This window comes from Rothia terrae, assembly GCF_012396615.1.
GTDB classification, from domain to species: Bacteria; Actinomycetota; Actinomycetes; order Actinomycetales; family Micrococcaceae; genus Rothia; species Rothia terrae.
This window is the reverse complement of sequence record NZ_JAAXPV010000005.1, coordinates 1-15,542: the sequence shown is the minus strand read 5'-3', so window position 1 is coordinate 15,542 and position 15,542 is coordinate 1. Positions and strand designations below refer to the sequence as shown.

Sequence of the window (15,542 nt, the reverse complement as noted above, 5' to 3'; positions counted from 1 at the left end):
CACCGAACCATAGGAGAAAGGGCTCCCATGATTGTTCCCAACCACTTCGAGAATCTTCATGTACTTCATGAAAACACTCTGGACGCAAGGTCCTACTACATCCCCGCGTCCACTCGCCGTAATGACCTAGTAGAACACCGAGAAGAATCAGACCGCTTCATCGATCTCAACGGAACATGGAAGTTCCGTTACTTCGATTCAGTACGCGACCTCGATTTCAATTTCTACGAAACCACTCAGGACCTCTCAAGTTTCCAGAACATTCAAGTTCCTGGAGCTTGGCAAACTCAAGGTTACGACTCCCACCAGTACACCAACATCCGCTACCCGTTTCCGCTGAACCCACCTTTTGTTCCTGCCGAGAACCCCTGCGGTGCTTACGTCACTGAATTTGAGTATTCCAAGAACGAAGACGCTCCCTTAGCTCATCTGAACTTCGAAGGTGTTGATTCATGCTTCTATGTTTGGCTCAACGGCGAATATGTGGGCTACAGTCAGGTTTCGCACGCCACCAGCGAGTTTGATATTTCAGGGCTTGTACAGGACGGCACCAACCGCCTTGCTGTGCTTGTTCTCAAGTGGTGCGACGGCTCTTACTTAGAGGATCAAGATAAGTTCCGCATGAGTGGAATTTTCCGCGATGTCTACATCTTGAACCGACCTCTAGATGCTGTCTTCGATTACTTCATCACCACAGACCTTGATGAGAAGACTGGCGCATCAACCATTAACTTCTCCGCCGCATTCTTAAACGAAGACGCCCCGGTGAAGCTCGTGCTTAAGGATGCTGAAGACCAAGAAATCGCCCATAGTGAGCTAGCAGAAACCTCAGAAAATAATGGTTTCTCGCATACTGCAACTTTTGATATTCAAGATGCCCACCTGTGGAACCCTGAGAATCCTTATCTCTACACGCTAAGCATCGAAGGTCCACATGAAATCATCACTGAACGTGTAGGTATTCGCACCGTTCGCATCGAACGCAACGTTATCCTTCTCAATGGTCAGCCGATTACTTTCCGCGGAGTGAACCGCCACGACTCCGATCCCGTAGTTGGACCTGCCGTAGACTACGCGCACATCAAGCGAGACCTTGAGCTCATCAAGCAGCATAATTTCAATGCGATCCGCAGTAGCCACTACCCTAATTCGCCTTACTTCTACCAGATGTGCGATGAGTATGGTTTCTTGGTAATGAGCGAGGCCGACAACGAAAGCCACGGCACGATGCTTCAGTACCTCGAGGACGATTCCTTCGAAAATCAGGTGAAGCATTGGAACCAGCTTATTTCAGATAATCCAGAATGGACTGAGTCCACTATGGACCGCGTACAACTGTGCGTTATTCGTGAGAAGAACCGTCCCAGCATTATCTCCTGGTCAGCAGGTAATGAATGCGGCTACGGTGTGACGCTCGAAAAGTCCCTGGCCTGGGTCAAGGAGTACGATAACACTCGTATCACCCAGTACGAAAGTGCGTACTACGACGATAAGCGTCGTAAATACGATTACTCAAATATCGACCTGTACAGCCGCATGTACCCTCCATTCGAGGACATTGAAAAATATCTCGAAAGCTCACCCGATAAGCCCTTCTTGCTTGTAGAGTACGCTCACTCAATGGGTAACGGCCCCGGAGACTTTGAAGACTATTTTAAGGTTATCGATGAGAACTCCGCGATGTGCGGTGGATTCGTCTGGGAGTGGTGCGACCATGCTGTATACGCAGGCAAGGATGAGCACACCGGCAAGGATATGTACCTCTACGGTGGCGATCACGGCGAGGAAATCCACGACGGAAACTTCTGCATGGACGGCCTCGTCTACCCAGACCGCACCCCTCATACGGGACTGTTGGAATACCGCAACGTGTACCGACCTCTTCGCGTCACCGACTTCAACGCAGCTTCGGGTCATGTAACACTCAAAAACTACCTTGATTTCACCGACGCGAAAGAAGCAATCGAACTCAAGTACTCATTTGTCTGCGATGGTTCCGTGGTATCAGAAGGCACCTACTCTTTTGATTCCGCTCTGTTGCCCCACGAGCAGCAGACGATTCAGCTTGAGATGCCGGAGCTGACGTCAGGTAGATGCTACCTGCATATTGACTACCTCCTCAAGAAGGAGCTCCCGCTTCTGCCCGCAGGGCACTTCCTGGGTCGCGAAGAGGTAGAAGTTTCTACTCTCGTACCGACTCATCACAAAGCTCTAGAGCTTCTGGAGGCAGACACTAGCACCTCACACCTCAAGGTGGAGGACACCGCTAATGAATACGTTATCTCCGGTAAGGGTTTCAGCTACACCTTCGACAGAAATGCGGGCATATTCAGTCAACTCTCGGTGAACGGTAAAGACTTGTTCACTGAACCAATGAACATCAATATCTGGCGAGCGCCCACTGACAACGATATGTATCTGAAGATTAAGTGGAAGGCTGCACACTACGATCAGGCGTACTCCCGTTCATATTTCAGTTCTTGCCAGCCTGTCGATAATGGCATCATTATCAGCTGCACTTTCGGGATTATTGCCCCCACCGTCCAGCCCATCATTAAGGGAACTACCCTCTGGCATGTAGCTCACGACGGCAAGATTACAGTCAAGTTTGATGCCAACCGCTCGCCGCAATTCCCGGCGCTCCCCCGTTTCGGAGTGCGCTTGTTCCTCGACAAAGCATTGGAGCAGGTTGAGTACTTCGGTATGGGACCACATGAGAGCTACGTTGATAAGCATCAGGCAAGCTATCACGATGTTTTCACTACCTCAGTAGCAGACCTTCATGAGGATTACATCAAGCCACAAGAGAACGGCAGCCACTTCGACTGCGACTACGTTGAGCTGTCGCACAACGCATCAAAGTTCTCCGTTGCTTCAAAGAATCCGTTCTCTTTCAATGCGTCTCACTTCTCGCAAGAGGAGCTCAGCACAAAGGCACACAACTTTGAGCTACGCGAAGAAAACGCCACCGTTCTTTGCATCGATTACGCGCACAACGGCATTGGTTCCAACAGTTGTGGTCCTGATGTCTTAGAGGTATACAGACTCAACCCTGAAAATTTCTCCTTCGAATTCACACTCATTCCCTCTGCCTAAAGCAGGGATCAACAAAAGGCAAAACAATGAACGAAAAGAAATACCTTAGGTGGTACAACGTAGTAGGCTACGGTTCCGGCGATGTTGCCGGCAACGTGGTGTACGCGTTCCTTGCCTCCTTTGTGATGATTTATCTAACCGACACTGTCGGTTTGAACCCGGGTATTATCGGTACCTTAATTCTTGTTTCGAAGATTTTTGACGGCATCTCAGACCTCTTCTTCGGCGCAATGATTGACAAGACCAACACCCGTATGGGTAAGGCTCGTCCATGGATGCTGTGGGGCTACTTCGGCTGTGCAGCAATGATTATCGCTATCTTCGCGATTCCCACTTCTATGGGACAGTTTGCTCAGTACGCATGGTTCTTCATCGCTTATACCCTTCTGAACGGCGTTTTCTACACCGCAAACAATATTGCGTATTCAGCTCTTACTTCGCTGATTACCAAGAACGGTAACGAACGTGTGCAGATGGGATCCATCCGCTTCATGTTCGCGTTCGGCACTAGCTTGCTCATCCAGAGCATCACTGTCCAGGGTGTCCAGATATTCGGCGGCGGAGCTGAAGGCTGGCGAACTATCGCTATTATCTACGCGCTCATCGGCCTTGCCGTAAACACTCTCTCCGTTTTCTCCGTCAAGGAATTGCCCAAGTCTGTTTTGGAAGAAGAGACTCAGGCTATCCCGATTATTCGTGAGAAGAACAATCCTGTACCCGAGAAGTACAGCCTCAAAGAGTCACTTGGCCTACTTGTCAGCAACAAGTTCTATCTGCTGATTCTTTCGGTGTTCTTGCTAAACCAGATTTTCAATACCACGCTCAGCATGGGCATCTACTTCATGACTTACATCCTGGGCGATGCAACACTGCTCGGACCCTTTGCGTGGGCAATCAACGTGCCGTTGATTATCGGTCTTCTGTTCACCCCTATGGTGGTTCAGAAATTCAACGGCATGTACAAGATCAACATCATCGGTTACATCATTGCGTTTATCGCACGAGCATTGGTGATTGTCGCAGCCTACATGGGTAACATCCCGCTGATGCTGGTCTTCTCAGGTATTGCGTCCATCGGTATGAGCCCCTTGCAGGGAACTATCAACGCTCTCATCGCAGAGGCCTCCGAGTACACCTTCCTCTCCAAGAAGAAGCGCATTGATGGCACCATGTTCTCAGCAACCTCACTCGGTGTGAAAATTGGTGGCGGTGTAGGTACAGCTCTTGCAGGCTGGTTACTTTCAATCAGCGGCTACGTCGCTAACGCCCCTGAACAGTCTGAATCAGCTATTAGCATGCTGTACATCATGTACCTCTGGATTCCTGCCGGTATTAACCTCCTCATCCTCTTCTTGCTCACTCGCCTCAAGGTTGAAAAAGCGAATAAGGAACTTCGAGAGAATCCCGTCATTGAATACACCATGCTAGACGACTAGTAACAGAGCAGAAAGGGTGGATGCCTTCTCTAGGCGTCCACCCTTTTCCATTTAAAACGAGCTCACCATAAAAGATTTAAAACCACTAAGCTTTAAACGCCCTCTTGACGGACTTTCAACGGATCACAGCAAACTGGACTCGCCATGAAGAAAGCCAACAGAAGGGGGTGAGCTGTTATGTCAAAGGGGCAACCTCAGCGGGTGAGCGTAAGGCTAGGGGGTAGCTACAACCGGCTTCTTGATACCCTAAAGAGACTGTTCACGCGAAAGGGAGCCATGGCCAAAATCAAATTTGAAAATGTTGTGTGCCAGTACCCCGGTGCGGAACGTCCCTCGGTGAGCAATCTGAACCTGGATATCGCGGACGGCGAGTTCCTCGTGCTCGTTGGCCCTTCGGGCTGCGGTAAGTCCACGACCTTGCGTATGCTCGCCGGTCTTGAGGACGTCACGTCCGGACGCATCACCATTGGCGATGAGGACGTCACCTACGCGCCGCCCAAGAACCGTGACATCGCCATGGTGTTCCAGAACTACGCGCTGTACCCGCATATGACCGTGCGTGAGAACATTGCCTTCTCCCTCAAGGTCGCCAAGTTCCCCAAAGACAAAATCAACCGACGCGTTGAAGAGGCCGCCAACCTCCTGGACCTCACCGAGTACCTTGACCGCAAGCCCAAGGCGCTCTCCGGTGGTCAGCGTCAGCGCGTGGCAATGGGACGCGCAATCGTGCGCGAGCCTCGCGCCTTCCTCATGGATGAACCCCTCTCTAACCTGGATGCCAAGCTGCGCGTGCAAACCCGCACCCAGATTTCAGAGCTCACCCGCCAGCTGCGCACCACCACCGTGTACGTCACCCATGACCAAACCGAAGCAATGACCATGGGCGACCGCGTGGCAGTGCTGAACGCGGGCGTCCTGCAGCAGGTAGACACACCGGGTAACCTCTACGACCACCCCGCCAACGAGTTCGTTGCAGGCTTTATCGGCTCACCATCCATGAACATCTTCTCCTGCCCCGTAGAGGAGCAGGGCGCGCACTTTGGCAAGAGCATCATCCCGATTTCATCCGGGATGCGTTCAAAACTCACCAGCAACCGCATCAGCATCGGCGTGCGTCCTGAAGACCTGGTGATGACGCGTGAGGGTGAAGGCATTCGCGCACACGTTGACCTGGTCGAGGAGCTAGGCGCAGATGCTTACGTTTACGCTGTGCTCTCCCGTCACCAGGACGTCACGCTCAAGCAGACCTCGCCCGATCGCCCTGCGCAGGCAATTCTGCGCGTACCCGGACGTAGCGCTGCCCGCTACGACAACGTGTGGCTGGCACCGGCTGGAAAGATGCACTTCTTCGACCCTGAAACCGGCGCCAACCTCGAACTATAGATATCGCTAACCCCTAGCGTTTCACTTACAACAAGGACTAAAGTCTCAGCGAACAAGCCAAACGCTAGGGGCCATTGATAGGCCTGCCCGCCCGCGGTTAAAACCCTTACCGATCTATCACTACACTTGTATGCATGGCTTCCCGTTTTAAACTCTCTGCACCAGACCCGCTTATCATGATGATTCTCGGTGCGGTGATTCTTGCAATCATCGTCCCGGCGCGAGGCGAGTTTGCCGATGGTTTCTCGGTCGCCACCAAAATCGCTATCGCGTTTTTGTTCTTTCTCTATGGCGCGCGTCTTTCGCCCCAAGAAGCCGTGGCAGGTCTGAAGAACTGGAAGCTTCACAGCTCCATTCTTGCTTTCACCTACGTGCTGTTTCCTATCATCGGGTTACTCATGTGGCCACTCCAGCATGTGATTGGTCAAGAACTGTACCTGGGTCTGCTGTTTATGAGCCTTGTACCGTCCACGGTGCAGTCATCGGTCACCTTCACCTCTGTAGCGCGCGGTAACGTCGCCGGCGCAGTGGTGGCGGCGAGCGCATCCAACCTCTTGGGTGTTCTTATTACCCCGGTATTGGTTATGCTCTTGATGCGTTCCGACCACGTCAGCATTTCCGGCGATGTCTTTATCAACGTCGCCGTGCAGTTGCTGTTACCTTTTGTACTCGGTCAGCTGTTGCGCAAGTGGGCAGCGCCTTTTGCTAAGAACAAGCTCACTAAAAATATTGACCGCCTGTCTATCGCGATGGTGGTGTATTCAGCCTTTTCAGAAGGTGTGGTAGACGGCATTTGGGCGCGCGTTTCTATCCCTCAGCTCATTGCGCTGATTATTATCAACGTGCTTCTTGTTGAAATCATGCTGTGGCTGACTAATTTTGTGGGCCAGAAACTGGGCTTTAACCGCCCCGACCGCATCGCTATGCAATTCTGCGGCACTAAAAAGTCGCTGGCAACAGGTCTGCCGATGGCAGTGATTATCTTTGGAGGTGCGTCCGTGGGTCTGCTTATTTTGCCACTGATGCTCTTTCACCAGGTTCAGCTGATGATCTGCGCGGCGCGGGCGTCTAAATACGCGCGGCAGCTAGAGGACTAAATCTGTGCGGGGTTCATCTCGCGCAGAATATCCAAAATAGTTGAGACTGCAGGGTGGGTTGCTGAACTTTTGCGGATAACGGCAAAAAGGTTCTTTTGCCTAGTGGCTCGCTGACCCACAGTCCCTGCGGCACAGCATGGGGTGAGGATGCCTGTCCTTCCACCCGGTAAATGGCGTCCAGCACAAGATGCGGCAAGATAGCAACGGCATGCCCACCGTACGCTGACTGCAACTGCCAGCTCAGGTCGGTTGACACAAACCGCGGTACCGCGCGAATATTACGCGCCGTTAAAAAGGCGTCTGACCAGGCACGAAGCTGCGTTCCGACGGGTTCCATGCACCAGGGAAGCTCTGCCAGCCAGCCCATTTGTTTCAGGGGTTGCGCGGGCACCACTGATTGCGGTGCAACGATCACAATAGGGTCTTGCCACAGTTCGACGCGAGTGAGCGAGGGTGGCAAAGAAACCGGTCGCCCCTCATATTCCTCTGCCACCGCGACATCAAAATGGTGTTTGGTGAGCTCCGAAATAGAGCGCTCTGCTTCTAACTGGGTAAGTTCCAACGTCAGGTGCGGGGCACGCTTTTCAAGCTGCTCAAAAATCTGAGGCACCGCGTACCGTGCGGCACTATTGAAGGACGCCACGCGCAACATCCGGGGCGTAGTAGTCGCTGGATTTTCCATGGCAATGCGAGCCCGCTCAGCGATAGCCAGCATCTGCCCGGCATACTGCGCCAGCTCCTGCCCGCGCGCGGTAAGCACCACACCGCGTCCTGACTTTTCATACAGAGTGTGGCCGACTTCTGCTTGCAACTTACTCAGGTGAGCTGAAACCGTTGAGGGGTCGTACCCCAGCACATCTGCGGCGGCAACCAGCGAACCGTAGTTAGAAATTTCGTACAGAATTTCAAGGCGCTTGAGGTCATACACACGACCACCTTTCATGGAGATTAACCACGAATACTGTTGAAATTCATGGCATGGTGTGATGTTTCAATCTACTTTAGTCTGAATGCCATGACTTTGATCTCAGCACTAACCGGGTTCGCGACCATTGCCTTTTTGATTACGATCATTCCAGGCACCGACACCGCGCTGGTACTGCGCTCCTTGACCGCCTATGGACGCCGTGCCGCCTACGCCGCGGTTTTTGGCATCACCTGCGGACTGTTGGTGTGGGGTGTCGCCGCCGCCACCGGCCTTGCCGTGCTCATGGAAAAAGCACCCGGCGTCTTTGAAGTCATCACCATCGCCGGCGGTCTCTACCTAATCTACCTTGGGCTGAGCCTGCTCAAGAACCTGCGGGAGTGGGGGCACGCATCATCCCTTAAAACCACCGGGCAGGATGCTGGTAGTACGGTTGCCGGAGGAACCGCCGACATTGCCAAGAGTTTTCGCACCGGCTTTGTGGCTAACATTCTCAACCCAAAAATCGCGATTTTTTATATAGCCTCTGTGCCACCGTTCATGATTGATTCAGTGCCCTCGTTTTTGATGGGTTCTTACCTGGCACTCATTCACGGCGGCATTAATGTTCTGTGGTTTACGCTTATTATTGTGCTGGCTGCCCTGGCGAAAAAGTGGCTAGCGCACCCGCGCGCAACTCTGGTGCTCGACGGTGTGGCTGGTGCCGTGTTCACCTGCTTTGGTATCTCAATTCTTGGCGAGATGACAATGAAGCTGCTGTAGTTTAGTCATCATCTGAATCGTCATTTGAACCTGATGAATCATCCGAGTTCACGTCCGCCCCTCCACCCGAAGAATCAAGGAGCCCCGAAGCATCCAGCGATTCTTTGATGGACTCCCTAAGTTGTGGGAGGCTGTTCGATACTGCGGACTTGAGGGTTGCTAAAAATGATGTTTGCACGAGATTTCCTGCCTACTTACGGGTTGATGTTTCTTAGAGTAAGCACCTGCCGGCAGGGGAAGGTGCGGCTCGCTCACATGCACAGACAACTACGTGCTGGCAGTCAGAGAAAATAGGATGCGCGTGCAGGTAGCACCCAGACAATTTACTCAGCACCCTTGTTAGCGCGTCGATTCACCCGGTAGTGTAAAGAGAGTCACAGACGCGTTCAAAGGAGAAACCGTGCAAAACCCAGTGACCCGCAAACTCATGATCGCCCTTTCAACCACTGTGCTGGGCCTCGGCTTAGTAGCGTGCGGCTCGTCCGACTCAGATACCAACGAACCCGACGATAAAGAAACCACGCAGGCACCCGCATCCACCAACGCAACCAACGATGACAACGACGACGCATCGGGGTCACCGGAAGCTGACGATAGCGATGATGCAACCGAGTCACCCGATGCTAACGACAGCGATGACGCTAACGACCACGACACCACCGATGGCGATGGCGATAATAACGACCCCATTGATTCTGAGAAGGACGATGCTAACGGCTCAGACACCGATGGTGGCAACGATTCAGATAATGATAACGGCTAAAATCAGCGCAGTTTTTAGCTGAGAGGCACGTAAAAGGTCTGCCTTTTCACTTTCCGTGGATTTGCGCTGTAATTTTCGCGTTTTTACAGCGCAAATCCACGGAAAGTGAGAGCTTACGAAGCTTAGACAGCTTCCACTGCGCGAATGAGCGCGATGTGCGGGATGATGTGCGGGAAGTTGCCCGTCATGCGCTGGGCCTCAAAATCGTAGGACGCGCTGAGCAGCCCCAAGTCGTTAGACAACGCCAGCACGGTGCGCAGGACGCGTTTGCCGTCTTCGGCGCGTCCTGATCGCAGGTACTGCTCCGCCAACCACAGCGAAGCACCGAAGTGCGGGTTGTCCTGCCCTTCAAATCCATCGATGCTGTCGCGGTTGATATAGCGGTAAATAAGGCCGGATTCGTGCATGAGTTCGTCTTCAATGCGCTCTACCGTGCCCACCATGCGAGGGTCGTCCCACGCCACAAAACCAATCTGAGCAAGCTGTAACAGGGACGCGTCCACGTGCACCCCGTCGTAGGTTTGCACAAAGGAGTTCAGCTCTTCGTTGTAGCCGCGCTCCAAAATCTCTTCTGCCACGCGGTCGCGAGCCTCAGCCCACGCCTGCGCATCGCCCGTCATGCCGTGCTCGGTAACGGCAGTAACACCGGCGTCGAACGCAGCCCACAGCATAGCCTGTGAGTGGGTGAAGATATGTGGCTCGCCCGCCATCTCCCAGATAGAGCGGTCTTCGCTACCGATTTTTTCAACAGCTGAGTTGAGAAGTGCTTGCTGCAAGGGCCATGAGAGGTGGTCTTCGCCCACGCCGTGACGGCGCAGATTCGCGAAAGTTGCCAGCACCTGGCCCAGCGCGTCGCCCTGGAAGTAGCTGTGCGAGCCGTTACCCGAACGCACCGGTTGAGCGCCTTCGTAACCGGCAAGAGCAAGGCGGCGGTCAAGGTCGTCCTTCTCACCGGCAACGCCGTAGACAGCGTGCAGGTTGTAGGGGTTGTTGGCGAGCGCGCGTAGCATCCAGTTACGTAGCTGCGCAGTTTCGCGTTCGTGACCGTGGGCGAGGGTAACGTCCATTGCCATGGCGACATCGCGTAGCCAGACAAAGCGGTGGTCCCAATTGCGTTTACCGCCTAAAACCTCGGGCAGTGAGGTCGTTACGGAGGCCACCAGGCCGCCGGTTTCACGTGAAATCATAGCGCGTAGCACCAGGAGTGAACGCAAGCGTGCCTCGCGTAGCTCAGCCTCGAAGGCGGCGTCGTCCTCTTCTTGCTCAACAATGGGGTTGACGCTGGTCTGCGCGAATTCCTCGTAGGTTGCGGCATCAATTTCGAAGGAGGTGGTATTGGTGGAGGGCTCAAGAACTTCAGCCCCAACCTCGCGGGTGACAGCAATCGAATTGCTATCTACCGACACATCGGTAGCGGGTGCCTCAACCTGCGCGATGCGGTTGGTGTCGACGTCCTCGCCGTCACCGTAATGAGTGTTCTCTTCAACAGCGGGCACCTCAGCTGGTGCTTCGGGAGTTTCGGGAACCTCATCCACGTACAAACCTGACCATTCACGCCACTGTTCCTGCGCGTAGTTCAGTGCTGTGGGGTAATCAATCGGTGCGGGCGGATTCTGGTTGGAGGCAAAGTATGACAGGGTGAAAACATAGTTCTGACCTGCGGTAACGGTGAAAGTTCCAGCGTGCTGATCGGGTTCACCGTCGGGCATTGCATCGCCGCGGAACACCAGCGCGTGCGGGCCAGCCATGCCCACCAGCATTGATTCTTCAGGGTTGGTGTTGCCGTTGGCGTCCGGCGCGCCATCGTAGCGCGTCACCCACGGCTGAGTTTTACCGTTATCAAAACGCATCGCGATTTCGTTGTACATGGTGACCTCACCGGTGAGCCCCTCCACGTTTCGCACGATCGAGGTACCGGCAGCTAGCGGCATGAAGTCGGTAACGCGCACGCTCGCATCGCCCACAGACCACACCGTCTGCAGTACGAAGGTGTTCTCGCGATAGCTACGCTCGATGCGGATTTCCTCAACCGGCGTGGGGTTCATAGATTCCAGCGGAGCCAGTAGCCAGCGTCCATTATCGCGCTCACCCAAAAGGGCAGCGAAAACAGCACCGGAGTCAAAACGCGGGGCGCAGAACCAGTCAATTGAGCCGGCGCGCGAGACGAGCGCACCGGTATTCATGTCAGACAGTAGAGCGTAGTCCTCGATATAAGAAGCCATGTTCTTAAGCCTATCAAACGGGTGTACTCACGAAATTGTGCGGTGTGTGTTTATAAAGTGGGGAATGCACGTAGCGGAAAAGTTCGTAAAGCCCTTGCAAGCATACCCCCAGGGGGTATAACGTGGAAGCATGAGCGAAACACACAACGGCTGCGAACACGGCCCCCACGGTTACAGCGACAACAAGGACGCCTACCTCAAGCGTCTGCGTCGCATCGAAGGGCAGGTGCGCGGTATCGAGCGCATGGTACAAGAAGACAAATACTGTATTGACATTCTGACGCAGGTAGCCGCCATCAATAAGGCACTGCACTCAGTCTCAACCGGTCTTCTTGAAGAACACCTACGCCACTGTGTGGTTGAAGCCGCGCACGAATCAGAACGCACCGGAGACTCCGCCGCAGTCGACGAAAAAATCGCCGAAGCAACCGCAGCAATCTCCCGCATGATGCGCAGCTAGCTCACAAGATGTACTCACGCTGGCACCCGCCAGCACCCCACTCCGAAGGAGAAAATCATGGCTACCAAGGTCGTCAAAGCAACCGGTCTCACCTGCAACCACTGCGCACTGAGCGTCACCGAAGAGGTTTCAGAGGTAGAAGGTATTGAGTCAGTAGTGGTTGACGTCGTCAAAGACGGCGAGTCAACCGTAACCATCGAGCACACTGAGCCCGTCAGCGACACCGCCATCAACGCGGCAATCGCAGAAGCCGGCTACGACGTCGTTCAGAACTAACAGAACAACGCTGGCAACCGGTTAGCTAGTGCGTGTAACCGCAGTGGCTAACCGCTTTTGCACGCTAGGACGACTGCGCCCAAGGAGTGCGCGACCTCGGCAACCGGAGCCAGTTGAGCGCCAACCAAAGTGCGCCCCGCATAAGTGACGAAGGCCGGACCTTCTCGCATCAATAAGCACACAACGTCGCCAGCTGGCATCGGGTCTGGCGTGAATCGTGGCGAGCGCCCAGCGCGAGTCCACGAGAGGGGCTGCTGGCGACTGCGTGCTGATTAATGAGACCGTCCCCTAGATATTTCCCCTACCTACGCATCGTGAGAAGGAATCATGTCGAGCACGACACCCCAAGACATCCTGCAACAACCTGAGACCCGCGTCCTTAACCTGAACGTGGGTGGCATGACGTGCGCGTCCTGCGTGGGGCGTGTGGAGCGCAAGCTGCGCAAGCTTGAGGGCGTGGACGCGTCGGTGAACCTTCCGCTGGAGTCGGCGCGCGTGATTGCGCCGGCGAGCATCAGCGATGACCAGATTGTGCAGGCCGTTGAGAAGGCGGGGTACTCAGCGTCAGTTAAGCATGATGAAGATTCGTCGCCTGAGCTTGATACGACGTCTTTGCATTCTCCTGAGATGCTGAAGAAGCGTATTTGGGTGGCTGTAATTTTTGCGGTTCCGGTTTTTTGCATCACCATGTTTTCAGTGTTTCAGTTTCCGCACTGGGGCTGGGTGGTGGCGCTACTGGCGCTACCGGTGGTGACGTGGGCGTCGTGGCCTTTTCACCGTTCGGCGGCGATTAATGCGCGTCATTTATCGGGCACGATGGACACCCTGGTGTCTTTGGGAATCATTGCGTCGTACGGGTTTTCGCTGGTCAGCCTCATTGCTTACCCGTATGTGACGGCTCATGCCGGTCACGATGGCATGAGCGCTCACGACCATAATTTGTACTTTGATTCTTCAACGATGGTCGCACTGTTCTTGCTGGTGGGACGCTTTATTGAGGCGCGCACGCAGCGACGCTCATCTGAGGCTCTGCGTAAGCTTCTTGACTTGGGCGCTAAGGATGTCGCCGTGATTCAAAACGGCAAAGAGATCCGTATTCCGGTGAAGGATCTTCTGCCCGATGATGAGTTTGTGGTTCGTCCCGGCGAGAAAATTGCGACGGACGGCGTGGTGCTTTCGGGTAGTTCTGCGATTGATGAGTCGCTTCTGACCGGTGAGTCCGTTCCGGTTGAGGTGAGCCCGGGTAGTTCTGTTACGGGCGCGACGGTCAACGTTTCTGGCGCACTCACGGTGCGTGCCACTCGCGTAGGTAGTGAGACGACGCTGGCGCAGATGGGTAAGTTGGTGTCTGAGGCGCAGTCCTCCAAGGCTCCTATCGCTCGTTTGGCTGACCGTATTTCTTCTGTTTTTGTTCCTATCGTTTTGGCGATTGCTGCGCTGACTTTCGTCGTGTGGTTGCTGGTTTCACCCGATATTTCTGATGCGTTTATTGCCGGTGTTTCGGTGCTGATTATCGCCTGCCCGTGCGCTTTGGGGCTGGCGACTCCTACCGCTTTGTTGGCGGGTACAGGACGCGGTTCTCAGCTGGGCATCCTCATTAAAAGCGCGCAGGTGCTTGAAGATACCCGCGGTGTTGACACCGTCGTTCTTGATAAAACCGGCACTGTGACCACGGGTGATGTTGAGGTCATACAGGTTGAGGCGTTTAGTTCTGATGCTGATCCTTATCTTGAGGTTCTTGCCCCCGCGGCTGCGGTTGAGCAGCGCAGTGAGCATCCGATTGCGCGCGCTATTGCGGCGGCTGGTTCGGCGCGAGGCACCCTCCCTGAGTCGCAGGATTTCAAGTCCTATGCAGGTGGCGGTGTGCGCGCGGTTCTCGCCGATGGGCGCACCGTTGTTGTGGGCAAGGCAGACTTCTTGGATGAGCATCGGGCTTTTCTCAACGATTATCAGCGAGAACTGATTTCTGCCAAGGAGCACGAAGGTTTTACAACCGTGGCTGTGGCAGTCAACGGTAAACCTGTGGGCATTATTTGTTTGCAGGATGCCCCCAAGCCTGATTCTGCGCAGTCCATTGCGGAGCTCAAGGCACTAGGTCTGCGCCCAGTGCTTTTGACAGGCGACGCTCTACCTGTAGCTCAGGCGGTAGCACAGCAGGTAGGCATTGATGAGAACGATGTTTTTGCGCAGGTAAGCCCTGAGGACAAGGTCACGAAGGTTCGTGAGCTGCAGAATGCCGGTCAGACCGTTGCCATGGTAGGCGACGGCGTGAACGACGCAGCGGCACTGGCACAGGCTGATCTCGGCATTGCGATGGGTTCAGGCACCGATGTTGCCATGGAAGCTGCCGACATGACGCTGATGCGCAGCGAACTCGCATCCGTGCCCACAGCGCTGAAGCTTTCACGCGCCACCCTGCGCCTGATTAAGTCCAACCTGTTTTGGGCGTTTATCTACAATGTAGTGGCGATCCCGGTTGCTGCGCTCGGCCTGCTTAACCCCATGATTGCGGGTGCGGCGATGGCATTCAGCTCGGTCTTTGTCGTGCTCAACTCCTTGCGCCTCACCTGGTGGAAGCCGTGAGCTACTCAACAGTAAAGAACGCGTAACTACACTCACTTAGTTAAATTATTAACTTTTTCGTGACATTTTTATAGTCCGTCGCGTCTAACTAAGAGACGGCGCTGGGGCAGGCACCTTCCACTTACCGCTTCTCCCAGCGCCGTTCCTTTATAAATATACGTACTCAATAACTCCCCCAGTATTTTCAGGAGCATGTCATGGCTACACTCGTCGCCCCGGGCGGAACCACTGACATTCCCGACGCCGTCCTTGAAAAAATCGGTGAACTTGCACTTAAAGACGTGCACGGAATCAGCAGTCAGTCCAACCCCACCGCCAGTGCCTTTGGTCGCATCCGCGACCTCGTTAACAAGCACAGCGAGAATAATCCAACCACGGTGAATGTGAGCTCAGGCGATAACGCACTCACTGTTGAAGTGCCCCGAGTTTTGTTCCTAGGCATTTGCCTTGATTTCTATTATCACTTGCGGCGGGTTCTGCTTCCAAAAATCGGTTTCCACCTCGACCGGGGTTCGGTACCCCAGGCTTTGGTGGAGCCT

Annotated in this window: 13 protein-coding genes; 10 read left to right on the top strand and 3 right to left on the bottom strand. The window is 54.3% G+C overall.

The window, feature by feature from the left end:
• Positions 1–27 precede the first annotated feature (27 nt).
• The 4 genes from HF984_RS03830 to HF984_RS03815 all read left to right on the top strand — a co-directional run bounded on the left by HF984_RS03830 (position 28) and on the right by HF984_RS03815 (position 7,012).
• The gene (locus HF984_RS03830; protein WP_168614370.1) at positions 28–3,096 is read left to right on the top strand and encodes a glycoside hydrolase family 2 TIM barrel-domain containing protein; all 3,069 of its coding nucleotides are present in this window, start codon (positions 28–30) and stop codon (positions 3,094–3,096) included.
• Between the two features lie 26 nt (positions 3,097–3,122).
• A complete protein-coding gene (locus tag HF984_RS03825; protein WP_168614369.1) occupies positions 3,123–4,532 on the top strand; it encodes an MFS transporter in 1,410 nt (469 codons plus the stop codon).
• Between the two features lie 276 nt (positions 4,533–4,808).
• On the top strand, positions 4,809–5,915 hold the full coding sequence (locus tag HF984_RS03820; protein ID WP_168614368.1) for an ABC transporter ATP-binding protein: 1,107 nt from the start codon (positions 4,809–4,811) through the stop codon (positions 5,913–5,915).
• A gap of 134 nt (positions 5,916–6,049) precedes the next feature.
• The gene (locus tag HF984_RS03815; RefSeq protein ID WP_168614367.1) at positions 6,050–7,012 is read left to right on the top strand and encodes a bile acid:sodium symporter family protein; all 963 of its coding nucleotides are present in this window, start codon (positions 6,050–6,052) and stop codon (positions 7,010–7,012) included.
• Between the two features lie 13 nt (positions 7,013–7,025).
• On the opposite strand, the gene HF984_RS03810 is transcribed toward HF984_RS03815, so the two are convergent.
• Entirely contained in the window at positions 7,026–7,940 is a 915-nt protein-coding gene (locus HF984_RS03810; protein ID WP_168614366.1) for a LysR substrate-binding domain-containing protein, read from the bottom strand.
• A gap of 45 nt (positions 7,941–7,985) precedes the next feature.
• Here HF984_RS03810 and HF984_RS03805 point away from each other — a divergent pair, with 45 nt between their 5' ends.
• Entirely contained in the window at positions 7,986–8,699 is a 714-nt protein-coding gene (locus tag HF984_RS03805; RefSeq protein ID WP_168614365.1) for a LysE family translocator, read from the top strand.
• Position 8,700: 1 nt separating this feature from the next.
• Here HF984_RS03805 and HF984_RS03800 read toward each other — a convergent pair whose 3' ends face one another.
• Entirely contained in the window at positions 8,701–8,877 is a 177-nt protein-coding gene (locus tag HF984_RS03800; RefSeq protein WP_168614364.1) for a hypothetical protein, read from the bottom strand.
• A 222-nt stretch (positions 8,878–9,099) separates the two neighbouring features.
• Between HF984_RS03800 and HF984_RS03795 the strand changes: the two genes are divergently transcribed.
• Positions 9,100–9,462: a hypothetical protein gene (locus tag HF984_RS03795; RefSeq protein WP_168614363.1), complete on the top strand. Its 363-nt coding sequence runs from the start codon at positions 9,100–9,102 to the stop codon at positions 9,460–9,462.
• A gap of 122 nt (positions 9,463–9,584) precedes the next feature.
• Here the strand turns inward: HF984_RS03795 and HF984_RS03790 are convergent, their stop codons facing one another.
• Positions 9,585–11,684, bottom strand: a complete 2,100-nt coding sequence (locus HF984_RS03790; RefSeq protein ID WP_168614362.1) for a glycoside hydrolase family 15 protein — start codon at positions 11,682–11,684, stop codon at positions 9,585–9,587.
• Positions 11,685–11,814: 130 nt separating this feature from the next.
• Here HF984_RS03790 and HF984_RS03785 point away from each other — a divergent pair, with 130 nt between their 5' ends.
• From HF984_RS03785 to HF984_RS03770, 4 genes are all read left to right on the top strand, one after another.
• The gene (locus HF984_RS03785) at positions 11,815–12,144 is read left to right on the top strand and encodes a metal-sensitive transcriptional regulator (protein WP_168614361.1); all 330 of its coding nucleotides are present in this window, start codon (positions 11,815–11,817) and stop codon (positions 12,142–12,144) included.
• Positions 12,145–12,201: 57 nt separating this feature from the next.
• Complete coding sequence (locus tag HF984_RS03780; RefSeq protein ID WP_168614360.1) at positions 12,202–12,420, top strand: heavy-metal-associated domain-containing protein; 219 nt, start codon at positions 12,202–12,204, stop codon at positions 12,418–12,420.
• 327 nt (positions 12,421–12,747) lie between these two features.
• Positions 12,748–15,003 carry a heavy metal translocating P-type ATPase gene (locus tag HF984_RS03775; protein ID WP_168614359.1) on the top strand — a complete coding sequence of 752 codons (2,256 nt, stop codon included), beginning with the start codon at positions 12,748–12,750 and terminating at the stop codon, positions 15,001–15,003.
• 197 nt (positions 15,004–15,200) lie between these two features.
• Positions 15,201–15,542, top strand: a 342-nt coding sequence (locus HF984_RS03770; RefSeq protein ID WP_210729563.1) for an Asp23/Gls24 family envelope stress response protein, incomplete at its 3' end; no start/stop codon positions are given.